This window comes from Georgenia subflava (assembly GCF_009193155.1).
Classification (GTDB): domain Bacteria; phylum Actinomycetota; class Actinomycetes; order Actinomycetales; family Actinomycetaceae; genus Georgenia; species Georgenia subflava.
The window spans coordinates 151244-173976 of sequence record NZ_VUKD01000002.1; the positions used below are offsets into that span (position 1 = coordinate 151244).

Annotated in this window: 20 protein-coding genes and 3 tRNA genes; 12 read left to right on the top strand and 11 right to left on the bottom strand. The window is 73.1% G+C overall.

What is annotated here, in order from left to right; genetic code table 11:
* Positions 1-40 precede the first annotated feature (40 nt).
* The 3 genes from GD748_RS07210 to GD748_RS07220 are packed head-to-tail and all read right to left on the bottom strand — an operon-like array spanning position 41 to position 4452.
* On the bottom strand, positions 41-2740 hold the full coding sequence (locus GD748_RS07210) for an ABC transporter permease (RefSeq protein ID WP_152194542.1): 2700 nt from the start codon (positions 2738-2740) through the stop codon (positions 41-43).
* Entirely contained in the window at positions 2740-3633 is an 894-nt protein-coding gene (locus GD748_RS07215) for an ABC transporter ATP-binding protein (RefSeq protein WP_152194543.1), read from the bottom strand. Before GD748_RS07215 ends, GD748_RS07210 begins: the two co-directional genes overlap by 1 nt.
* Positions 3634-3693: 60 nt before the next feature.
* Positions 3694-4452, bottom strand: coding sequence for a hypothetical protein (locus GD748_RS07220; RefSeq protein WP_152194544.1), 759 nt, complete (start codon positions 4450-4452; stop codon positions 3694-3696).
* Between the two features lie 275 nt (positions 4453-4727).
* Here GD748_RS07220 and GD748_RS07225 point away from each other — a divergent pair, with 275 nt between their 5' ends.
* The 3 genes from GD748_RS07225 to GD748_RS07235 all read left to right on the top strand — a co-directional run bounded on the left by GD748_RS07225 (position 4728) and on the right by GD748_RS07235 (position 7127).
* Positions 4728-6350, top strand: coding sequence for a peptidoglycan DD-metalloendopeptidase family protein (locus GD748_RS07225; protein WP_193312872.1), 1623 nt, complete (start codon positions 4728-4730; stop codon positions 6348-6350).
* 264 nt (positions 6351-6614) lie between these two features.
* Positions 6615-6848 (top strand): hypothetical protein, encoded by a 234-nt coding sequence (locus GD748_RS07230; RefSeq protein ID WP_152194546.1) that lies wholly within the window; start codon positions 6615-6617, stop codon positions 6846-6848.
* A 6-nt stretch (positions 6849-6854) separates the two neighbouring features.
* Positions 6855-7127: a hypothetical protein gene (locus tag GD748_RS07235; protein ID WP_152194547.1), complete on the top strand. Its 273-nt coding sequence runs from the start codon at positions 6855-6857 to the stop codon at positions 7125-7127.
* 115 nt (positions 7128-7242) lie between these two features.
* On the opposite strand, the gene GD748_RS07240 is transcribed toward GD748_RS07235, so the two are convergent.
* The 3 genes from GD748_RS07240 to GD748_RS07250 form a co-directional block, all read right to left on the bottom strand.
* Positions 7243-7315 (bottom strand) — tRNA-Phe (locus GD748_RS07240).
* 42 nt (positions 7316-7357) lie between these two features.
* Positions 7358-7431: transfer RNA gene (locus tag GD748_RS07245), tRNA-Asp, on the bottom strand.
* A 55-nt stretch (positions 7432-7486) separates the two neighbouring features.
* Positions 7487-7559, bottom strand: a tRNA-Glu gene (locus GD748_RS07250).
* A gap of 163 nt (positions 7560-7722) precedes the next feature.
* Here GD748_RS07250 and GD748_RS07255 point away from each other — a divergent pair.
* A complete protein-coding gene (locus tag GD748_RS07255; protein WP_152195032.1) occupies positions 7723-8079 on the top strand; it encodes a metallopeptidase family protein in 357 nt (118 codons plus the stop codon).
* A 31-nt stretch (positions 8080-8110) separates the two neighbouring features.
* Here GD748_RS07255 and surE read toward each other — a convergent pair whose 3' ends face one another.
* Entirely contained in the window at positions 8111-9016 is a 906-nt protein-coding gene (surE, locus tag GD748_RS07260; protein ID WP_152194548.1) for a 5'/3'-nucleotidase SurE, read from the bottom strand.
* A gap of 2 nt (positions 9017-9018) precedes the next feature.
* The gene (locus GD748_RS07265) at positions 9019-10059 is read right to left on the bottom strand and encodes a 1-phosphofructokinase family hexose kinase (RefSeq protein ID WP_152194549.1); all 1041 of its coding nucleotides are present in this window, start codon (positions 10057-10059) and stop codon (positions 9019-9021) included.
* Positions 10060-10148: 89 nt separating this feature from the next.
* Between GD748_RS07265 and GD748_RS07270 the strand changes: the two genes are divergently transcribed.
* The 8 genes from GD748_RS07270 to GD748_RS07305 all read left to right on the top strand — a co-directional run bounded on the left by GD748_RS07270 (position 10149) and on the right by GD748_RS07305 (position 17959).
* Positions 10149-10649 carry a GNAT family N-acetyltransferase gene (locus tag GD748_RS07270; protein WP_152194550.1) on the top strand — a complete coding sequence of 167 codons (501 nt, stop codon included), beginning with the start codon at positions 10149-10151 and terminating at the stop codon, positions 10647-10649.
* Between the two features lie 113 nt (positions 10650-10762).
* Positions 10763-12517, top strand: coding sequence for a mechanosensitive ion channel family protein (locus tag GD748_RS20130; protein WP_152194551.1), 1755 nt, complete (start codon positions 10763-10765; stop codon positions 12515-12517).
* Positions 12518-12624: 107 nt separating this feature from the next.
* Positions 12625-13035 carry a peptide-methionine (R)-S-oxide reductase MsrB gene (gene msrB, locus GD748_RS07280; RefSeq protein WP_152194552.1) on the top strand — a complete coding sequence of 137 codons (411 nt, stop codon included), beginning with the start codon at positions 12625-12627 and terminating at the stop codon, positions 13033-13035.
* Positions 13032-13859 (top strand): endonuclease/exonuclease/phosphatase family protein, encoded by an 828-nt coding sequence (locus GD748_RS07285; protein ID WP_226920927.1) that lies wholly within the window; start codon positions 13032-13034, stop codon positions 13857-13859. Before msrB ends, GD748_RS07285 begins: the two co-directional genes overlap by 4 nt.
* A 25-nt stretch (positions 13860-13884) precedes the next feature.
* The gene (locus GD748_RS07290) at positions 13885-14808 is read left to right on the top strand and encodes an AEC family transporter (protein WP_152194553.1); all 924 of its coding nucleotides are present in this window, start codon (positions 13885-13887) and stop codon (positions 14806-14808) included.
* The gene (locus GD748_RS07295) at positions 14805-15752 is read left to right on the top strand and encodes an EamA family transporter (protein WP_152194554.1); all 948 of its coding nucleotides are present in this window, start codon (positions 14805-14807) and stop codon (positions 15750-15752) included. The genes GD748_RS07290 and GD748_RS07295 overlap by 4 nt, the downstream gene beginning before the upstream one ends.
* 243 nt (positions 15753-15995) lie before the next feature.
* On the top strand, positions 15996-17564 hold the full coding sequence (locus GD748_RS07300) for a DEAD/DEAH box helicase (RefSeq protein WP_193312873.1): 1569 nt from the start codon (positions 15996-15998) through the stop codon (positions 17562-17564).
* Positions 17565-17686: 122 nt separating this feature from the next.
* Positions 17687-17959 (top strand): GlsB/YeaQ/YmgE family stress response membrane protein, encoded by a 273-nt coding sequence (locus GD748_RS07305; RefSeq protein ID WP_152815514.1) that lies wholly within the window; start codon positions 17687-17689, stop codon positions 17957-17959.
* 95 nt (positions 17960-18054) lie between these two features.
* Here the strand turns inward: GD748_RS07305 and GD748_RS07310 are convergent, their stop codons facing one another.
* The 3 genes from GD748_RS07310 to GD748_RS07320 form a co-directional block, all read right to left on the bottom strand.
* Positions 18055-20088, bottom strand: coding sequence for a DUF2207 domain-containing protein (locus tag GD748_RS07310; protein ID WP_152194555.1), 2034 nt, complete (start codon positions 20086-20088; stop codon positions 18055-18057).
* Positions 20089-20127: 39 nt separating this feature from the next.
* Positions 20128-20772, bottom strand: coding sequence for a 4a-hydroxytetrahydrobiopterin dehydratase (locus tag GD748_RS07315; protein ID WP_152194556.1), 645 nt, complete (start codon positions 20770-20772; stop codon positions 20128-20130).
* A gap of 106 nt (positions 20773-20878) precedes the next feature.
* Positions 20879-22675, bottom strand: coding sequence for a glycerophosphodiester phosphodiesterase family protein (locus tag GD748_RS07320; protein ID WP_152194557.1), 1797 nt, complete (start codon positions 22673-22675; stop codon positions 20879-20881).
* Positions 22676-22733: the final 58 nt, after the last annotated feature.

Below are 22733 nucleotides of genomic sequence, written 5' to 3' on the forward strand. Positions count from 1 at the left end.
CGTCCTGATGGGCGGGACCGTTCGTCGTGCGGGACGCCGCTCACTCGTGGGTGACGGCCTCGAGGACCGGCAGGCCGGCCGCCCGGGCGCCGGGCCAGAGCGCTGCGACGACCCCCACCACGCCGGAGAGCAGCACCATGACGGCGAGCAGGTCCCACGGGATCGCGAGCTGGGTCAGCCCCTGCTCGGCGAACACCGTCGGCAGCGCCGAGGCCAGTCCCACGCCGACGACGACGCCGAGCACGGTGCCGTACACAGCGGTCAGCACCGACTCGATGGTGATGGTCCCGGCGAGCTGCAGCCGGCCGAGCCCGACGGCGCGCATCAGCCCGATCTCCCGCGTCCGCTCGATCACCGCCAGCGCGAGGGTGTTGACGATCCCGAGGATCGCGATGATCACGCTCAGCCCGAGCAGCGCGTAAAGGATCACCATGGCCTGGTCGACCTGCTCGGCGAGCGAGCTCCGCAGCTCGTCCGCGTCCTGCACGGTCAGCACCACGAACGGTTCGGCCGCGGCGTCCAGGGCGGCCCGGAGCTCGTCCTGGTCGACCCCGGCTGCGCCGTCGACGAGGACAGCCGTGATGGTGGTGCCCGCGCCGGGCACGGTCTCGGCGAAGAGCGCCTCGTCCATGACCACCGGGACGCCGAGGATCTGCGAGGCGATCACCGCGGTGACCCGTGCCTCCTGGCCGTTCGCCAGCTGGACGACGTCGCCCACCTGCCAGCCCTCGTCGACGGCAGCCGTCTGGTTGACGGCGACCTCGCCGTCGGCCAGGCCGTCCAGCGAGCCCGCCACCACCTCGACCTCGAGCGTCTCGCCGAACGCCCCGGCGGGCAGGCCGGCCACCGAGTAGGTGCCCTGCTCGCCGTCGGGACCGGTGAGGGCCGCCCGGCCGAGCGTGACGGTGTCCGCCCGGGCGACCTCGTCCAGCGCAGCGATCTGCTCGGCGGCGTCGGGCGGCACCGAGCGCGTGGCTGACTGGACCGTGAAGTCCGCGCGCGACTCGGTGGCCACGATCGAGCTCGTCGATGCCTGCGCGGACGCGGCGAGCACGGCGCAGGCTCCGACCAGCGCCATGCCGATCATCAGCGCGCCGGACGTGTTGGCGGTGCGGCGAGGGTTGCGCGTGACGTTGCCGCGGGCGAGCATGCCCATCGGTCGCAGCAGCACCACGAACGGCCAGGCGAGCACGCGCACAACCGCGCGGGCGATCGCCGGGGAGACCGCCAGCGCACCGAGCAGCACCGCGCCGGCTCCCACGCCGAGCCAGGTGCCGGCCCGCTCGGTGCCTTCCTGGACCGACATGATCGTGGCGCCGGTCCCGCCCAGCAGCAGGACGGCCCCGACGGCGGCCCGCAGCCGGAGCGAGCGCTCGACGACCACGACGTCGTCGCGCATGGCCTCCACCGGGGGCGTGGTGGCCGCGCGGCGGGCGGGGACGGCCGCGGCCACCAGGGAGATGCCCGTGCCGAGGGCGACGGCGGCCAGCGCCTCGGGGCCAGAGATCACCACCTCGCCGCCGAGCTCCATGTCCATCGAGGCGAGCCACGTCCGCACCACGGCGATCAGCCCGATGCCGCCGGCGATGCCCGCGGCCGATCCGACGAGCCCGACGACGGCCGCCTGTCCCAGCACGGTGGTCATCACCTGGCCGGGCGAGGCGCCCACGGCACGCAGCAGGGCGAACTCGCGCTGCCGCTGGCGGACCGACATCGCGAAGGTGTTGGCGATGATGAAGGCTCCGACGAACAGCGAGATCAGGGCGAACACGAGCAGGAAGGTGCTCAGGAAGCCGAGTAGCTGGTTGATGGTCTCGTTGGCCTCCTCGCGCACCTGCTCGCCGGTCACGACCTCGACGTCGCCCGCGCCACCGGCGTCGGCCAGGGCGGCAGCGATGTCCTCGCGCAACTCCGCCAGGTCGGCGCCTTCCTCCGCGAACACGGCGATCGAGGGCGCGAGCCCGTTGGGCGCGAACGCCTGCTCCCCGGTCTCGGCGTCCACGAGGACGAGGGTCGTGCCGACCATGGGGTTGCCGTAGCTGACCTCGCCGACCACCGTGACCTCGGTGAGCGACCCGTTGCCGATCACCACCTGGGTGGTGTCGCCGAGCTCGAGTCCGGAGGTCTCCAGGGCGGTGGTCTCCAGCGCGATCTCGGAGGCGTCGCGCGGGGCGCGGCCGGCCAGGAGCGTGCCGGAGGGGTCGTTCTCGCGCAGGGCGCTGCCCAGCGAGGGGGCCTGCCCGTTGATGACGGCCTGACCGTCCGCGCCGATGAGCACGACCGTGCCGAGCAGGTCGGGCACGGCCTGGTCCACCCCGTCGACGCCGTTGATGACCGGCACCAGGTCCAGCGAGACCGGCACCCGCTGCTCGCCCAGCATCGGGGTGCCGCCACCGGGGGCGGTCGGCTCCTCGCCGCCGTCGGGCGGGGCCGGCACGTCGGTCTGTCCGTCGGGCGGGGCCGGGACGGCGGTGGAGGAGGGATCCGGCGTCACGGGTACCCCTGGGGTTTCGCGCTCCGGCGTGCCCCCTCCGCCGTCGTCGGCGGCATCCGCGGTCGGGCCGCGCACGTACAGGTCACCCTGGGTGGTCGAGGCGATGATCGAGCTGAAGGTGTCCGAGAGCAGCGCCCGCAGGGAGAACGTGCCTGTCACGAAGGCGATGCCGAGCGTGACGGCGAGGACGCTGAGGACGAAGCGGACCAGGTGCGCACGGATCTCGCGCAGGGCGACGCGGAGCATCAGCGACCGGGGCCCGTCACCGCCACGGGGGTGCCGGCCGTACGCCGCTCCTCCCGTGCTGCGCCGAGCTCGCGCAGCGCGTCGAGGATCGTGTCGGCGTCGGGGTCGCGCATCTCCGCCTCCAGGCGGCCGTCCGCGAGGAACAGGGCGCGGTGGGCGTAGGCGGCGGCCGTGGGCTCGTGGGTGACCATGACCACCGACTGCCCCAGCTCCTCGACGCTGGAGCGCAGGAACCCGAGCACCTCGGCGGCGGCGGTGGAGTCGAGGTTTCCGGTCGGCTCGTCGGCGAAGACTACCGACGGCGCGGCGATCAGGGCGCGGGCGCACGCCACCCGCTGCTGCTGGCCGCCGGAGAGCTCGCTGGGGCGGTGGTGCAGCCGGTCGGTGAGCTCCAGGGTGCGCACGATCGTGTCGAAGCGCTCGCGGTCGACCGGCCGACGCGCGATGTCCAGCGGGAGGGTGATGTTCTCCGCGGCCGTCAGCGTCGGCACGAGGTTGTAGGCCTGGAACACGAAACCGATGCGCGTGCGCCGCAGCTTCGTGAGCTGGCGCTGGCTCATCCGGGAGATCTCCACGCCGTCGACCTCGATGGTGCCGTCGGTGGGGGAGTCGAGCCCGGCAAGGCAGTGCATGAGCGTCGACTTCCCCGAGCCCGACGGGCCCATGATCGCCGTCAGCTCGCCACGGGCGAGGTCCACGTCCACCCCGTCCAGCGCCCGGACCATCGTCTCGCCGGTGCCGTAGACCTTCGTGAGCCCGCGCGCGGACGCGATCGCGTCCCCCACGGGTGCGAACCGCTCGGTGACGAGAGCGGTCGCGTGCGCCGTGTCTGTGGCGCGTCCGTCGCCGACGTCCGCGCCGTCGGTGCCGTCAGGTGCGCGGTGCTTGCCCATCTGCCGATTCTCCCGCACGCCCCGCGGGTCTGCCGACATCGGTCGACGCCCTCGGCGACCTCAGCCGGTGAACCGCAGGGTCGCCATCATGTCGTCGAGCACGGACGCGCCCTCCTCGATCGGCAGCTCGTCGTCCCAGGGGAAGGCCTGCGCGAGGAGCGCCCGGGGTGTGCCGTCGGGACCGGGCGGGACGTCGACGACCCAGTAGACGGTGCGCGGGTCGTCGGCGAACGCCCCGCCGCCGACGAAGCTTGCCTCGATCCGCACCGCCCGGCGCTGGTCGACGGTGCTCTCACGTCGGTCGGTGACGGTCTCCGACGCGGGGTCCGGGTCAGCGGCCCGCTCCAGGTCGACGCCCTCCTGCACCCGCACGACGATCGGTCCGACGACGGCGTCCGAGGCCGCCGGCGGAGCCTGGATCTGGTCGGGGCTGAACCACACGCACGGCTCGGGCAGGGGCTCGTCGTTGACGTCCCAGCCCTGCGGGTAGGAGATCGTGAAGCCGAGCGGGTTCTCGCAGCTCTGCGACAGCCGGACCTCGCCCGGGTCGGTCGTCGCGGGTTCCGACGTCGCCGGCTCGGACGGCGCGGTGGGCGCCGGGGTGGCCGTGGCGGTCGGTTCGGTGGTCGGCGCGGCAGTCGTTCCGGACGTCGTCGGCTCGGCCGTCCCGGGGGTCGGCGTCGCGGCCGGCGTCGGGGTGTCGTCGCGGAGGTACACCACCAGCAGGGCCGCGAGCACCGCGACCAGCACGAGGATGACCGCCCACACGACCTTTCCCGGTCGAGCGGGGGCCGGGCCGTCGGGGGAGGGCTCGGTCATGGCGACCTCCTGGGCTGCGCGGCGGCGTCGTCTGCTCCTGGGCAGCGCGGCGACGTCGTCCCATTGTGCTCCCGAGGACGGTCTCCCGAGGGCCGATCCCGATCCCTTCGGGCCTGTTCATCGACCCGCCACGTTGCGGCCTATGGGCGTCCGCGTCGGCTGGCCGTAGGCTGCATCACAATCACGCTCAGTGTTCCCGCACCTGTGGGGCACAGCCATCACCGGGGGTCTGTATGCCGCGCCGTCGTTCTGTCGTCCGTTCGTCCCTGGTGGGCGTGATCGCCGCAGCCGTGGTGGCGCTGCAGCCGGCCGTGGCGCTGGCGGCGCCGCCGTCGGGGGGAGGGGTGGTGGGACCGCTCGACTCGGGCAGCTACGCGCTGACGTCCTACCAGGGCCCGAGGTGCCTGCCGATCATCCACGCCTCCACCTACCACGGTGGGCAGGACCTGGGCGCCGCCGCCGGCTCGACCCTGTACGCGATCGCGGACGGCCGCATCGTGCAGGCGAAGACCGACCCGGTGGCCGGCGAGTGGCTCCTCGTCGAGCACCAGATCGGCGGCCAGAGGATCTTCGCGAGCTACTCCCACACCCTCGACGCGGACCGGTTCGTCCGGGTGGGTGACGCCGTGCACCGGGGGCAGAAGATCGCCGAGGTCGGCTCGACGGGCGTCTCCACGGCGCCGCACCTGCACCTGGAGATCTGGCGGGACGGCTACCTCAGCGGCACGCGGATCGACCCGCTGGACTTCTTCCGCTCGCACGGCGTCGATCTCGCAACGCACGCCACCCGGGTCGTCCCGCGGGTGGTCCCGAGCTCGTGCCGCTACTACGCGGTCGGGACCACGAAGATCCACGCGTCGGCGTCGACCGGCTCGCAGGTGCTGACCACCGTGCCGCACCACGCCGCCATGACCTCGAAGCCGGGCACCAAGTCGAACGGCTTCCTGCCCGTCACGACCAACGGGGTCACCGGCTGGGCCGACGACGACAACGTCTCACCGACCAAGCTGGGTCTGCCGGACGCGCGGATCGTCAGGCAGGTGAGCATGCGCACCGCCCCCGGTGCCGACGCGGCCGCGATCGCCGGGCTCTCGGCGGGCACCGCGATCGACGACGTCGTGGCGCTCTCGAACGGCTGGTACCTCATCGAGGCAGGCGGGAAGAGGGGGTGGGTCCCGCGCGGGAACGTCGAGCTCGAGCCGGCCGCGGACCCGGGCATCAACTACGGGTTCTTCCTTGCCAACAGCTTCACCACGGCCGCCGACACGGTCTTCGACTACGGCGAGTACTTCGACGAGTTCTTCGTCGGCGACTGGGACGGCGACGGCGAGGACACCCTGGCCTACCGGCGTGGTCGGTCCTTCTACCTGCGCGACAGCAACTTCCCCGGGGAGCCCGACCGGGTGATCCACTACGGCCGTCCCGGTGACACCGTCCTGGTGGGCGACTGGGACGGCGACGGCGTCGACACCTTCGCGGTGCGCCGCGGCATGGTGTACCACGTCAAGAACTCGGTCAGCTCCGGCCCCGCCGACGCCGTCGTCCCGTACGGCAGGGCGGGGGACACGATCATGGTCGGGGACTTCGACGGCAACGGCGGCGACACGCTCGCGGTGCGCCGTGGGCCCGAGTACCACATCAAGAACTCCATGAGCGGCGGCAAGGCCGACCAGGTCGTCGTCTACGGACGCGGGGGTGACGACGTTCTCGTCGGCGACTGGGACGGCGACGGAGACGACACCCTGGCCGTGCGCCGCGGCGCCGAGTACCACATCAAGAACACCATCGCCCCGGGCAACGCGGACATCCGCGTGGTCTACGGACGCAGCACGGACGAGGTCTATGTCGGCGACTGGGACGCGGACGGCAGGGACAGCCTCGCCGTCTACCGGTACTGACGCGCCTGTCAGCAGCCGCTGACATCGCCCTGGCGAGCACCCTTGCTAGTCGGGCACCGTCGTCGGTCCCGACTGCGCGCGCGGACACCCGCTGGCTCCGGCACTGCGCTCGGGCAGCCTCGGCGCCGCCAGGGCCTGTTGCCGAGCGCACCTGGGTGCCGGTTTATGGCACAGATATGGCACAGACGTCCGCACCTCCGGTCGGCGAAGTTCCGATCACCGCGTTGACTCGACAAGGCAACTTGCGACAAGTAATCTTGTGACGTGGAGCCGGAACCGGTCATCCTCGACAGTGCCCACCGGCACGGTGTCTCTGACGCGGCGATGCTCCACGCGCTCCGCTTCCCTGTCCGCCACTTCGTGCAGGACGACACGATGACGATGTTCATCGGCCCCGATGAGACCGGCACCCTCGTGGAGGTCGGCGTCATCCAGTGGCACGGCGTCATCGCCATTGCCCACGCCATACGCCCGGCCCGACCCAAGTATCTGAGGTGAACCACCATGGCTCGACGCTCCATTGCAGACATCAAGGCTCGTGCTGACGAGTTCGCCGACGCTTTCGAGAACTACGAACCGAAGCCCGGCGATCAGGATGCCCCTGTTCCGCCCGTGATGGCAGTCAAGCTCGCCGCCTGGCGGCGCGACGCCGCCGAACGCGAACTCGCCGACGCGGTGCGCGCAGCGCGTGAGCAGCGGTTGTCCTGGCGTGAGGTCGGCGAGGCGATCGGCACCAGCGGTGAGGCCGCCCGCCAACGCTACGGCGCCAGTGCCTAACGGCGACGATGAGGGCATGGGGCGCTAGCCCGACGCGGGTGACCGAGTGCTCTGACCAGGAAGAAGGTTGGCGGAACGCCGAAGGCCCCGCACTCACGTGCGGGGCCTTCGTCGGTGGCTCCGACCGGCGTCGATCCGGTGACCTTTCGATTTTCAGTCGAACGCTCTACCAACTGAGCTACAGAGCCCTGACACGGACGCCCGGTCTTTCGACCGGGCGTCCGTACCGGCGACCCCGACGGGACTTGAACCCGCGACCTCCGCCGTGACAGGGCGGCGCGCTAACCAACTGCGCTACGGGGCCTCGTGTGAGGCGTGGAGCCTGGTACCTCTGTGGTGCTTGTCCTGCTGGTGGTGCGTACCCCCAACGGGATTCGAACCCGTGCTACCGCCGTGAAAGGGCGGGGTCCTAGGCCGCTAGACGATGGGGGCCCGTTACTGCTGTGGACTACCCGTGACGCCGGAGCGCCCCAAGACCTCGGACAGCATACGGGGAAGAAGGCTCCCGGAGCAAAGTCGGCCGCGTGTGCCGCTGGTCACGCGGACGTGCGTGCGAGGTGCGCCCGCTCAGGGGCAGGATGGTGCCGTGGTGGAGATGACGCGCGACGCCTTCGAGGAGGCCGTCTCGGAGGCCCTGGACATGGTCCCGCCGGAGCTGACCGACCAGATGGACAACGTGGTCGTGCTCGTCGAGGAGGAGCCGACGGCGGAGCAGCTCGCCGGCGAGGAGGAGCTGCTCGGCATCTACGAGGGCACCCCGCTCACCGACCGCGACGACTGGTGGGCCGCCGGCTCGCTGCCCGACCGCATCACGATCTTCCGCGGTCCCACGCTGCGCATGTGCGAGAGCGAGGAGGAGGTGGTCGACGAGGTCGCGATCACGGTGGTCCACGAGATCGCCCACCACTTCGGCATCAGCGACGAGCGCCTGCACGACCTCGGCTGGGCCTGAGCCGGCCGACGCCGGCGCTCGGGGGCGGTGGTCACACCGGAGCTTCGCCGTCCGGCCCGGACCTCTCGTCGTCGTCCTTGATCTCGCCGGAGGGCCGGTCGGCGCCGCTCGACATCACGGTGCCGGTGGAGACGTTCACCAGCTGCTCCTCGCCAGCGACGCTCTCGGCAGCCGAGTCGGCGCCGTCCACCCGGAGCATGGTCAGCCCCGAGTCGTCGTGGACCGGTGCGCGGAGCATCGTCACGGTCGCCCAGCCCCGGGCCAGGAGGTAGTGGTCGGTGCCCGGCTCCTCCTCGGCCTCGACGCCCGTGTAGGTGAGCTGCACGTATCCGGTGCCGAGCTCCTTCACGCGGGCCTGCACCGCACCGAAGCTGGCCAGCGTCGCGGGCCGGATACCCCGCAGCCGGTCCGGGGCGATGTCCGGGACGTTGACGTTCAGGACCCGCTCGTCGAGGGGCTGGTCCACCAGCCAGGCCAGCGCGTGGTCGGTGACCTGCCGGGCTGTCTGCCAGTGCTGCGGGTCGCCGGACGCGATGGACACCGCCATCCCGCGGATCCCGTGGGAGGACGCGGACAGCGCCGCCCCGACCGTGCCCGAGTGCAGTGTCGCCCGACCCGTGTTGGCGCCGAGGTTGATGCCGCTCATCACGACGTCCGGCTTGTCCCCGAAGGCACCGAAGGACGCCACGAAGGCGATGAGCCCGGGCGCGGCCTTGACGCCGTACGCCTCGACCTCCGCGGGCAGACCGGGTGGGCGCTCGTCCACCAGCACCAGCTGCCCGTCCTCCTCCTGGGCCGTCAGGGCGGCGCTCGCACCGGAGTACTGCCGGTGCGGGGCCGCCACGACCACGTCGTAGCCCGCGTCGAGCGCGGCCTCGGCAAGGATCGTCAGGCCCGGTGAGGCGATGCCGTCGTCGTTCGTGACCAGTACTCGCACTGTCAGTCCATCTCCTCGATGCTGATGCGTTCCGCGAAACGCTCGATCTGATCGCGCCGTCCGGTGCCGAGCCCGCGGCGCGTGACGTTCAGGGCACCGGCCGCGGCGCCCAGACGCACGGCGTCGGCAACGTCCAGCCCGCGGCCGAGACCCACGGCGATCCCCGCCGTCATCGAGTCGCCCGCCCCGCGGTGGTCCAGCGGGGTGACGACGGGCCCGACGGCGCGGCGGACCCCCTCCGTGGTGACGAGGAGCGCGTGCGCCTGGGCGCGGGAGACCACCATGGCGCCCACCCCGCCGGCGACGAGCTGCTCGGCGGCGGTCCGCAGCGAGCCCATCTCGTCGTCCGGGGCCAGCTCGGCCGCCACGACCTCCTCGTGGCTCATCTTCAGCACCGTCGGGCCGGCCTTCGCGGCGGCCCGGGCGGCCGCCCCCGAGAGGTCCGCCACCACCGCCTTGCCGGCCGAGCGCAGGTCACGCACGATCCGGCCGAAGAAGCTCGCCGGGACCACCGAGGACGGCTCGGCACCGGTGACGACGAGGACGTCCGACTCCAGCGCGTCCACCAGCACCGTGCCGTAGAGGTCGTCCAGCTCGTGGCGGTTGAGCGACGGCGGCGGCATGTAGGCCACCGTCTCGCGGTCCTCGCCGCGCAGGTCGTACACGTACGCGCCGTTGCCGCCGTTGTAGGTCACCCCGTGGATCGTCAGCTGGTCGGTACCGAGCATCTGGGCGACGTGCGCACCGACCTCGCCGCCGAACGGCGCGCACACCGTCACCTCCGCGCCGAGGGAGACGGCCATCCGCGCCACCCACAGCCCCTGCCCGCCGGGGTGGAGGTGGATGTCGGCGTGCTCGTTCGACATGCCGGAGTCCTCGTGCCCGGACGCGATCTCGACGACGAGCAGCGGGGTGGGGGCGACGACGCAGATCCGCGGCCGCACCGGCGTCCCGCCGCTGATGACGTCCGGCACCGTCTCGGTCCGCGGCCCGGCGAGGCGTTGGCCGGGGGCGCTGACCGCCGCGGGGGTGGTGCCGTCCATGGGCCGAGCGTAGGGGCCGCCGACGGCCCGCGCGAGGCATCCGCAGACTGCCTCTGGCAGGAACGCAGAACGGGATGCACCATAGGTGGATGACGAGCGAGTCCAGCACCACCGCGCCCGCGCGACCCGTCCGGATCCTCGAGGGACAGGCCGCCAGCGACCGCGCCGTCCGGGCGCTCGAGGCGTACTTCGCCGAGCTGGACGAGCGCTTCGCGGGCGGGTTCGACCCGGCCCTGGTCAAGGTCGCCGACCCGGACGAGGTGACGCCTCCGCGCGGGGACTTCATCCTCATGACCGAGCTCGCGACCGGCCGGGTGCTCGGCTGCGGCGGGGTGCGCGTCCTGGACAGCGGCGACGTCGAGCTCCGGCGCATGTGGCTCGTGCCCGACGCCCGCGGCCGTGGGCTCGGACGCTTCCTGCTGCGTGCCCTGGAGAACCGGGCCCGGGCGCTCGGCGGTCGCCGGGTGGTGCTGAGCGTGAACGAGACGCTCACCGAGGCGATCGCGCTGTACGAGTCGGCCGGGTACACCACCACCGACGCCTTCGAGGAGAACCCCTACGTCCAGGTCTTCCTCGGCAAGGACCTCTGAGCGTCTGACCACGCCGACGGCGGATCGTGCCGTCACGCGCCGGTCGCCCGGCCCGGTCGCCGTCCTCAGGGCCCGTCCAGCGATCGTCCAGGTTCCGGCCATAGGCTCGTCGTATGACCTTCTTGACCTCCGCGCGGGACGACACGTTCCAAGACCCCGTCGAGACGATCACCCTGGTCCTGTGGGTCGGTGGCGGGATCGTCGCCGGCCTCCTCGTCGCGCTCGTCATCGGGGCGTTCACCCGGCTGGTCGCGCGCCGCCACCCGCTGGCCGACTTCGTCAAGAGACGGTGCAGCCGCCCCTTCCAGGCGATCTTGGTGATCCTCGGTGCGTGGACCGGCCTCGTGCTGGCCACGCCGGTTGCCCGGGGCATCGCGGAGCCCACGTGGCGTGCGTTCGCCCAGCACGCTCTGCTGATCCTGCTCATCGCTGCGATCACCTGGTTCGTGGCGGGCCTGGTGCGCGTGGTGGAGGACGCGGCCGTCGCCAGGATGAGCGGCGACCCGGAGAGCGGCCGGTCACGGCGCGTGCGCACCCAGTCGCAGGTCATGCGACGGGTCGGCGTCGCCGTCGTCGTGACCCTCGGTGTCGCCGCGATCCTGCTGACCTTCCCAGGCGCCCGCGCGGCCGGCGCCAGCCTGCTGGCCTCGGCGGGCATCATCTCCGTGGTCGCCGGCCTCGCCGCCCAGACCACCCTCGGCAACGTGTTCGCCGGTCTCCAGCTGGCCTTCACCGACGCCATCAGGGTCGACGACATCGTGATCGTCGAGGGGGAGTTCGGCTACATCGAAGAGATCACCATGACCTACGTGGTGGTGCGGCTGTGGGACGACCGCCGGATGATCATGCCGTCCACCTACTTCACGACGACGCCCTTCGAGAACTGGACACGTCGCGCGCCCGGCCTGCTCGGCACGGTCGAGATCGATCTCGACTGGCGGGTCCCCGTGCCGGCCATGCGCGCCGAGCTCGACCGGCTGCTGGCCGGCACCGACATGTGGGACGGCCGCCTGGGGGTCCTGCAGGTCTACGACGCCACCAACGGGATGATCCGGATGCGGGCCCTCGTCTCCGGCAAGGACACCCCGACGCTGACCGACCTCAAGTACTACCTGCGCGAGCAACTCGTCGACTGGGTCCAGACGAACGCCCCCTACGCCCTCCCGCGCAGCCGCTTCGAGGAGCAGGACGTCGTCGAGCTCCAGGACAACGGGGCCGAGCTCTCCGGCGGGGCGCTGGGCGACGACATGGCCGAGCTCGCCGAGCTGGCGAAGCTCGACGGCGCCCACCACCGGGACACTGCCCTGGACGTCCCGGTGATCGACGAGGACCCGGACCAGCGCCGGGCGCGCGAGACAGCGGCCCGCAAGGCCCGCCGCGCCGCGGCACGGGAGGACCGGCGACGAGCCCGCGAGGGCGGTCGACAGGGGCGGCCGCCCCAGGAGCGACGCGTGCGGGCCTCGGCGGACGCGACCCAGGTCATGGACCTCGGCGCCCTCGGCCTGACCGAGGGACCGGCCGAGGAAGGAGCAGCGGGGGAGCCGGGGGAGCAGGTGGCCGATGCCCAGCGCACGCGTCGCACCTCCATCCTCGACCGGATCGATCTGCCCGCCGAGACCGCCGCGGACAGCACCGCCGTGCTCGCGGTCACCAGCACCGCCGGGCACGAGTCCTCGATGTTCACCGGGTCCAAGGAGGCGGAGGAGCGTGCGCAGGCCTTCAGCGGCCCCGCGGCGGAGGTCTACGAGGAGCGCGAGCAGACCGCCGAGCGCAAGCGGGCCGCCGAGGGGCAGGGCCGGCCGGAGGTCCACGGCAAGGACCCGGGCGCCGACGTCGACGCCGGACCGGCGGGCGGCGACGACAGCTGAGTCGGGTGACGCCAGCCAGCGACGCCGAAGCAGCCTGTGCAGGCGGTGGCGGCGCCGAGGACGAGACAGGGGAGGTGTCGGGCGCGCCAATGGCGCACCATGGAGTCATGACGAAGATCGAGAAGACAGACGAGCAGTGGCGTGCGGAGCTCGACGCCTTCGAGTACCAGGTGCTGCGCCAGGCCGCGACCGAGCGCCCGGGCACCGGCAAGCTCCTCGACGAGGACCGTGAGGGGATCTACCGCTGCCGCGGCTGCGGCGCGGAGCTGTTCCGCTCCACCACCAAGTTCGACGCCCACTGCGGCTGGCCGAGCTTCTACGCGCCGCAGGACTCCGACGCCGTCGAGCTGGTCGAGGACCGGTCGCACGGCATGGTGCGCACCGAGGTCCGGTGCGCGTCCTGCGGCTCGCACCTCGGGCACGTCTTCGACGACGCGCCGCAGACGCCCACCGGCGACCGGTTCTGCATGAACTCGGTGTCGCTGACGTTCGAGGAGGCCTCGGGCGCGACGGCGTGAGCAGCCTGCGCCTCCTCACGCTCAACCTCCAGCACTGCCTGCCGGCGCGGGGGAGCGGGGACGCCGGTCGCGCGCCGGACGCGGCACGTGTCGCGGCGCTGGCGCAGGAGGTCGGTGCCCTGGCGCCCGACGTCGTCCTCCTCCAGGAGGTCGACCGCCGCCAGGCCCGCTCCGGCGGGGTCGACCAGGCCGCGGTGCTCGCCGAGACCATGGGCATGCGGTACCGGTTCGCGGCCAGCGTCGCCGGCTCCGTCACCGGAGTGCGGCTGCCGGTGCGGCGCAGCGACACCGCGCGGGGTTACGGCGTCGCGCTGCTGACCCGCCTGCCGGTGACCACCTGGCACGTGCGGCACCTGCGTGGGTCCGGCCTTCGCCGTCGCCCGTCCGCCCCGTGGCACTCGGTGCGGGGCTGGACCTGGGACCCGACCCGGGTGCTCCTCGCGGCCGTGCTGCGCACCGAGACCGGCCCGCTCACCGTGGCGGTGACACACCTGTCCACCGCACCCGACGTCGCCCGGCGCCAGCTGGTGCGCTCGGTGACGTCGGTGGGCGCGCTGCCCGGGCCGCACGTCCTCGGCGGCGACCTCAACCTCGACCCCGCGGCGGTCGCCACCACCGTGGACCTCGACCTGCTGGCCCACGCCCCGACCTTCACCAACGCCCGGCCCCGCACCCAGCTCGACCACCTGCTCGGCTCGGCGGGCGTCGTCCCGGCCGGCCCGGGCACCGCGCACCATCTGAGCGTCTCCGACCACGCGGGCCTCAGCGTGGACGTGCGGCTCGTCGGCCTCGAGAAGGGTGCCAGGATGAGCGCTGGGCAGTGACGGGCTGAGCGCGGGAGGACATGACGTGGGCGGTGTGCTCACCGGCTTCGCCTCCCTGGCGGCGGTCGTGCTGCTCGGCTACGTGCTCGGGCGCTACAAGGTCCTCGGCGAGGGCGCCGACGTCGCCCTGAGCAAGCTGACCTTCTACGCGGCGACGCCCGCCCTGATGTACCTGACCCTCGCCCGGGCCGACGTCCTCACGGTCTTCTCCGCCGGCGCGCTCGTCACGGTCATCACCGCGACCGTCCTGGCACTGGTCTACGCCGCGCTCGCCGCGCTCGTCCTGCGACGTCGCGGTGCGGACCTCACCCTCGGCGCACTGTCCGCCAGCTACGTCAACGCCGGCAACCTCGGCATCCCGATCCTCATCTTCGCGGTGGGCGACGCCGCCGCCATCGCCCCGGTGCTCCTGTTCCAGCTGCTGGTGATGGTCCCGGTCGGCTTCACCTTGCTGGACGCCCAGACCGGCCGGGGCGGGGTCTCGCTCGCCCAGACCGTCACGATGCCGCTGCGCAACCCGCTGGTGATCGGCGTCGGCCTCGGCCTGGTCACCGCGCTGACGGGGCTGCGGCTGCCCGAACCGGTCCTGCTGCCGGTCGAGATGGTCGCCGACATGGCCGTCCCGGTGATGCTTGTCGCTTTCGGGATATCGCTGCGCGGGGCGCCGGTACCCGGGCGCGGGGAGGTCCGGGCACCCATGTGGTCCGCCGTCGCGCTCAAGACCCTCGCCGGGCCCGCGATCGCCTACGTGCTCGGCGCGCACGTCTTCGGGCTGTCCGGCCCGGCGCTGGCCGGCCCGGTCATCGTCGCGGCGCTGCCGACCGCGCAGAACATCTTCGTCTACGCGATGCGCTACGGGCGCGCCGTGCCGCTGGCCCGCGACGCCATCCTGGTCTCGACGCTGGTGTGCATCCCGGTGATCGTCGCGCTCTCGGCGGTGCTCGGATGACCGGGCGCCGGCTGCCGCGCGCGGTCCCCGCGCCGGCTCTGTTCATGATCTCCGGGATCAGCCAGCACCTCGGTTCCGCCGTCGCCGTGGGGCTCTTCGTCGTGATGCCGGCGACGACGGTCGCCTGGTGGCGGATGCTGGTCTCCGCGCTCATCCTGCTCGCGTGGCGCCGCCCGTGGCGCACCCGCTGGACGCGGCGCACCCTCGCCGGCTCGGCGATCTTCGGCGTCGTGCTGGGCGCGATGAACCTCCTCTTCTACAGCGCGATCGACCACCTGCCCCTCGGGACCGCCGTGTCCCTGGAGTACCTCGGGCCGGTCGCGGTCGCAGCCCTCGGCCGCCGCGGCTTTCGGGCCCGCGCCGCTATCGCCCTGGCGCTGCTCGGGGTGGTCTCGATCGGCGGCCTCGGCCTGGACTGGTCCGAGCCGGGGACGGCGGCCGGCGTCGCCTTCGCGCTCGCCGCCGGCGCCGCCTGGGCCGTCTACATCGTGCTCGGCCGGCGGATCGCCGGCGCCCGGAGCGGGCTCGACTCGCTCGCCGTCGGGATGGCGACGGCGTCGCTCGTCTACGCGCCGGTCGCCGTGCCGACCGCCGGGGCGGCGTTCTCCACCGCCTTGCTCCTGGCCGCCGTCGTCGGGGTCGCGGTGCTCTCCTCCCTGCTGCCGTACGCCATCGAGCAGGTCGCCCTCACCCGCCTGCCGGCGGCCACCTTCGCGCTGCTCACCTCGCTGCTGCCCGCCACGTCGCTCCTCGTCGGGCTGGTGGTCCTCCTCCAGGTCCCCACCGTCGGAGAGGTCGTGGGCCTGGTGCTCATCTCGCTCGCCGTGCTGCTCGCCTCCCGGGACGACGTGCCACCACGCGCCTCCCGAGCGGCCGGGCCGGCGCCGGTACCGCCCGCCGGGCCCACCGCACCGCCCGCCGGGCCTGCCACACCGCACGAGTGACGGCGGATACCGTCCGCGGTCACGGTGCACCGCCCGGTCCGCTGGGCGGCACTCCGGCCCGCCGTGTGACTCCCCACACCTCTGCCAGGCCCACGCGGCACGGCGTGCCATACTGGCCGCAGGTGGCGCCCCCGGCGCCCCGACATCGCACTGCACGGCCACCGCGCCGGCGGGCCCGGCCCGCCGATGACGAGTGAGCGGAGATGCCGGCGGTGACCTTCAGCTGAGAGAAGTACCCTTTCCGTGCCTCAGAACACCCCTGCGCCCAGCCACGCCTCCTTCGACGCCCTCGGTGTCCCCGGCGTGCTCACGCGCTCCCTCGCCTCGCGCGGCATCGCCGCGCCCTTCCCCATCCAGACCGCCACGCTGCCGGACACCCTCTCCGGGCGCGACGTGCTCGGCCGCGGCCGGACCGGCTCCGGCAAGACGCTGGCCTTCTCCCTCCCGCTGGTGGCGCGCCTCGCCGCGCTCGTGCCGTCGGGCGAGACGATCGCCGGGCGCACCCGCCCGGCCCACCCGCGCGGCCTCGTGCTCGCGCCCACCCGTGAGCTCGCCACCCAGATCGCCGAGACCATCACCCCGCTGGCTGCCGCCGCCGGCCTGCGCGTCACGACGATCTTCGGCGGCGTGAGCCAGAACCGTCAGGTCGAGGCCCTGAGCCGCGGCGTGGACATCGTGGTCGCCTGCCCGGGCCGCCTCGAGGACCTCATGAACCAGCGCCTCGTCCATCTCGACGCCGTCGCGGTCACCGTGCTCGACGAGGCCGACCACATGGCCGACCTCGGCTTCCTGCCCGGCGTGACCCGCATCCTGCGCGCCACCCCCGGCGGCACGCAGCGCCTGCTGTTCTCGGCCACCCTGGACAACGGCGTCGACAAGCTCGTCAAGCAGTTCCTGGCCAGCCCGCTGCAGCACAGCGTCGACCCGGCCGAGTCCCCGGTCACCGCGATGGAGCACCACGTCTTCGAGGTGCGCTCCACCGACGAGAAGAACGAGCTCGTGCGCACCCTGGCCTCGGGCGCCTCTCGCCGGCTGCTGTTCACCCGCACCAAGCACCAGGCGAAGAAGCTCGCCCGGCAGCTGACCACCTCGGGCATCCCCGCCGTCGAGCTGCACGGCAACCTCTCCCAGAACGCCCGGGAGCGCGGCCTGGAGGCGTTCTCCTCCGGCGAGATCCGGGTGATGGTCGCGACCGACATCGCCGCGCGCGGCATCCACGTCGACGAGGTCGACCTCGTGGTCCACGTCGACCCGCCGGCCGAGCACAAGGCCTACCTGCACCGCTCCGGCCGGACGGCCCGCGCCGGCCACGGCGGCGACGTCGTCACGGTCGTGCTGCCCGAGCAGCGCGGGGACTTCCGTTCCCTCGCGCGGGCCGCGAAGATCCGCGCCACCCCGGCCCTCGTGACCGCCCAGGACCCCAAGGTCCGCGCGCTCGTGGGGGACGTCGCCGCACCGGTCGACCCCGAGCACGCGCCGGCGGCCGCCTCGCGCAAGCCGGCACCGCAGCAGCCCGGCCGTGCGGGGGCCCGCTCCTCCGGCGGCTCCGGGCGTCGTCGTGGCGGTGCCGGGCGCTCCGCGTCGACGACGGCGGGCTCCGGCCATGCCGCCACGACCGCCCGTCCGGCGACCGCCCGTCCCGCCACCGGTAACGGTCGTGCACGCGCCGGGGCACCTGGCATGAGCGTCAACGGTCGTGAGGTCTCCGGGGGACGCCCCGCGGACGGTGCCGGTGCCCGCAACGGTGCCCCGCGCCGTCGTCGCCGCTCGACCTCGCCCCAGGGCGGACCCCGCGGCGGCGCCGCACGCTGAGCAACTTCTGACGCGCCCGTGCCCCGTTTCGGGATGCGGACGGGTCCGCCACCTGCCACGCTTCCTTCGTTTGCAGAGCGGTCCGCACACAGTGTGCGGACGACGAAAGGGAGGTGGCCCCCATGGTGGGTGAGCTCATCGGTCTCATCATCTTCGGCGCCGTCATCGGCGCCCTCGCGCGACTGGTCATGAAGGGCGACCAGAACATCGGCATCCTCTGGACGATCATCCTGGGTGCTCTCGGAGCCCTCGTCGGCTACTGGCTGGCAGGTCTGCTGGGTGTGGGGGACACCGATGGGATCGACTGGATCCGCTGGGTCATCTCGATCGTGGCTGCCGTGGTCTTCATCGGCATCTACATCGGCATCGCGGGCGGTCGACGAACCACCCGCTGATCACGACGAGAGGGCCGGCCGCACCGTCACGGTGCCGCCGGCCCTCTCGCGTGCCCGGGCGGGTGTTCCCACCCGGTGCCACGACCGGGTGAAGATCAGCGGCCGCCGCCGCCCCCGCCTCCGCCGCCCCCGCCCGAGGAGCCGCCGCCCCCGCCGCTGGAGCCCGACCCGCCCGAGGAGCCGGGCGTGGAGGAGAGCGTGGAGCTCGAGACGGACGAGAACGAGCTCATCGCCGTGCCCATCCGGGAGAAGGAGCTCGGGTCCAGGTGGCCGGGTCCGTGGATCCCGGCGTACCAGCGCGGGGCGGCCTGCCTGCCTTGCGCGGCGAGCTGGGCGAAGATCGCGCTCCAGCGCTCCGCCTCGTCGAAGACCATCGCGTAGGGCAGGTACCGGGAGAAGACGTCGATCCCCTCCTCGAACCGGACCTGGTCCGCCTCCGCCGTCGAGACGTAGAGCCGGAAGCCCCGCGCCTGCTCGTAGAGGGCGCGGCCGGTCGCCGTGCGGGCGCGGGCGGCCTTCGCGGTGACCTGGTGCATGATCACCCAGGCGACGAGGGTCGCGACGGCCACGACCGCGAGCAGCACGGCCGAGCCCGGCACGTTGCCCGGCCGCAGGACGTCGGAGCCGCCGACCCGCAGGGCGACCGCCATCGCGACGAACGCGACGATCGCCACCGGGATCCGTCGTCGTCGTCGCCGCACCGGGTCGACGAACAGGCGACGGGCGTCGAGCTCCGTGCCGAGCTGCTTCTTCACCCGGGCGAGATCGCTCGCGAACGTGTTCCTCAGCTGCTGGAGCCGCACCCGCGAGCGCCCGCCGAACAGCGACTGCAGGAGCAGCCGCTCGTACGGGCGAGGTCCCGGATCGCTCGGCGGGACCGCCTGAGGCGTGGCGGTGAACGTCCAGTCGTCGGCCTGGCCGCGCCAGTTCGTGCCTGCCTCGGCGATCGTGAGATAGCCGCGCGCGGCGAGGTCGATGATCGTGGCCGAGATGTGCTCGTTCGTGATCCGCTCGTCGACCAGCGCCCCGACCTCTGCCGGGCGCAGATCGTCGGGCGGGCTGAACCGCACCGTCTCGGCGGGCTCGTCGCTCAGCTGCGCGGTCCGGGCCGCGGTGGGGTCGTCCGGCACGACGCCCGGCGGGACGCCGACGAAGTGGTGGTCGCGGCCCCGGCGCACCCGGCGCCAGGCGAGTCCACCCACGGCCGCAGCCACGACGGCGAAGCTCGCCGGCGGGGAGGCGGTGACGACGTCCGCGACGGGGTCGGTCCAGCGGGCGATCGCGTCGCGCCGCTCGCGCTCCCGGCGCTCCTCGGCCTCCCGCTCCGCGCGCCACGCAGCCCGCGGGTCGTCCTCGAGGATCGGGGAGATCTCGCCGAAGGTCCCGGCCGGGAAGGCGGCCATCACCGTCTGGCCCTCGTAGGCGGCCAGGCCCGCGGACGAGTAGGTCGCCGTCGCGCCGTCGACCTCGAGGTTGTCGCACGTGGCAGTGGACCCGGCCGGGCCCTGGTAGCACGCCTGGTCGACGATGCCGACCGGGCCGGTCACCGTGGTGGTGACCTGCTGGAGCGGGTTGCGCCAGTCGGTGCCGGTGACGTTCCAGTACAGCTCGTCCTGGTCGGCCACGCCGTCCTGTCCCCGGATGGCGTTGAGCGCGCCGTGGACCGTGTAGCTCAGCACGTAGGTCTGCACGCCCGTGCGGGTGTCGCTGGAGCCGTCGGGCGCGCCGATGGCCAGCTCCAGGTCGGCGCCGTCGGCGACGGTCCACACCTCCGCCGGCGCCCCGGACGGGCTGGTGACGGCGATGTCGGAGTACTCGTACACCCGCATGAGGTCCGGGTCGGCCGGCCAGTCGAACTGCTGGGCGAGCACCCGGGTCAGCCCGAGGCCGTCGCGGTCACCGAAGTCCCAGGTATAGGTCTCGCTGACGTGCAGGACGCCGTCGGGAGTGATCTCGACGTCGATCGTGAGGTCCCGGATGACGTCGTCGTCCGGGTCGCCGTCGGCGTGCGCGGGCGGGGCCAGGGCCGGTGCCAGGAGGACCAGAGCCGTCAGCAGCAGGGCCGCCGTCGCCCGTAGGGCTGTGCGGGCAGCGCGGACAGAGGTCTCCCACGACAGCGGTGGTGGCATGGCAAGAACCGTACTGGACCTGTGGCGGGCTCTTTCGGGTCAGTCCCTCTCCTGCCAGGTGCACAGGCACACCCGGTTGCCGTCCGGGTCGACGAGTATCCAGAACGACGGCGCGTTGGCGTCGGTCTCCAGGGTCCCGCCGGCGTCGAGCGCGGCCTGCAGGCGGCCCTCGACCACCTCCGGCGGCACCCACACGTCGAAGTGGAACCGCTGCCGGGCCTCCTCGTTGCCGGAGGGCTGGAACCACATGTTCGGCAGAGTGTCGTCGCGCAGCTCGTGGTCGTCCGGACCGCCGATCTTCTCCATGTCGAGCAGCGCGCGCCAGAACGGCAGGACCTTCGCCCCGTCAGGGGAGTCGAGCGCGATCTCGATCTGCTTGACGGCCAGCGGGGCGGCGTCGACCCCTGCGGCGGCGGCGATCTCGCTGATGGTGCGAGCAAGACCGATGTCGCGCTCGGTGACCCCGCCGACGTCGTGGCTGACGAGCCGCACGTCGAGGTACGGGTAGCGCAGGTCGAGGTCGGGGTGGTGGTCCGCGTCCTCGGCCGCCTCGCCGACCAGCTGGACCAGGCGCATCCCGGTCGTGAAGTCCTTCGTCAGCAGCCGGGTGTGCAGCCCGTCCTGCAGGTAGGCCCAGCCCGCGAGGCCGGCGTCGGCGATCTGCTGCCCGGTGAGCCTGTCCATCGGCCCATGGTTGCGCAGGTCGCGTCGGGTGGGAAGAGCCTGCCGTGTGCGGGCGGGACGGAGCGGTGCTCGAGAGGACGGGGCCGCCCTCGGGTCGGTCGACGGGCTACCCGATGGCGACCAGCCCGCGAGCCAGCTCGAGATAGAGGGCGACCGGGCCGGCGGCCAGCCGTTCCCGGGCTCGGACAGCACGTCCCACCTCGTCGGTGATGACGCCGTCCACACCGCGGGCCAGGTAGTCCCGGAGCGCGCCGACGTCGTTCACGGTCCAGACGTACAGCTCGCGCCCCTTCCGGTTCGCCTCGAGCAGCATCCGGTCGTGGTAGGACCAGTCCTCGATGACGACGGCACCACCGGAGGAGGTGACGGGCAGGTCACCGATCTGGAAGCCGACCACGTACGCCGTCGAGCGGTCCGGGTCGAGGCGGGCGACCTCCTCGACCAGCTCCCGGTCGAGGGACTGGATCATGTGGGTGTGGTCGGGGTCGAGCCGGTCCATCTCCTCGACCACCCGTCGCGCGAACCCGGGTTCCTCCTCGCCGTGCGGCTTGACCTCCACCAGCAGACCGACGCCGCGCTCGTCGGCCGCACGGACGAACTCGTCAAGGGTGGGGATCGGCGCGGTCCGGCCGTCCTGCCGCAGCGTCAGCGCCGTGACCTCCGCCTCGGTGAGCTCGTAGACGTTCCGGTCGTCCTGCGTCAGCCGGCCCAGCCCGACGTCGTGCATGACCACGAGGCCGCCGTCGCGCGTCTCCTGGATGTCTGTCTCGACCAGGTCCGCCCCCGCACCGGCGGCGGCGGCCAGCCCGGCGAGGCTGTTCTCCACCGCCTGCGCGGGATAGCCCCGGTGCCCGATGATGTCCGGCGAGACGGTCGCGGCCAGATCGGCGGCATCGGCGGCGGCGACCACCCGTGGCGTCGCGATGAACGCGGCGAGGACGACGAGCGTCACCGACGCCGCGCGGGTGCCCCGACCGGCCGGTCGGGCCGGCGTGACCGCGGCGGGACGGTCGCGTACCAGACGGACGTAGGCGACGAAGAAGAAGGCGACGAACGCGGCCGCGGCGCCCGCGACGAGGAAGCGCGCGAGCTCCAGCAGCCCCAGCACGACGCCGGCCGCGGTGTGGCTCCCGGCCATGGCGACGGGGAGCAGGCCCACCCCGCCCAGCATCGCCAGGACGAGCGAGGCGACCAGCACCGTCGCCAGCATGACGGCCCCGAAGCCGAGCAGCGGCCGCCAGGTCGTCATCCGGAAGCTGCGGCCCAACGCCTGCACGATCGAGTCGTCGCCGCCGGAGACGACGGCGGGGAAGAGCAGGAAGCGCAGCGTCGCGTGCACGACGGCGCCGATCACCACCACGTAGAGCGCGGTGCCGGAGGTGGTCTTCAGCAGCTCGCCGCTGATGAACCTCGGCAGCGCGATGTGCTCGGTCAGGACCGAGGAGAAGCCCACCTCCGAGATCGGCAGCAGCAGCGTGAGGTAGGGAGCGAGCAGGAGCCCCTGCCAGCCGGCAGCCTTGCGTGCTGTCGCCACGGAGCGTCGCAGGACGCCGGCGAACGTCACCGGCTTGCCCTCCAGCGCCAGGTGCGCGATCACCGCGAACAAGGTCACCTCGGCGAGGACGAAGACGGTGGCCACAGCGGCGACCACCACCAGCACGAGGACGGCCAGCGGCGAGGTGACCACCGCGTCGAGGGTGCCGAGGTTCACGCCGTGGACGCCGATGCGGCGCAGGGTCCAGCGCCCGAGCGCAGCGAGGAGGGGAGCGGTCCACACCAGTGCGCCCTGCACACACAGCATCGCCACGACGACGGCGCCCCACCGGGCCCGCAGCAGCCCGGCCGCGGTGCGCAGCGCCCGTCGCACGGTCGTGCGGGTGCCCGCGACGGCCTCGCTTCTCATCGATCCACACTAGGCACAGGTGGGATGACGACTCCTCCGGGCGGTCCCAGCCGCCTTG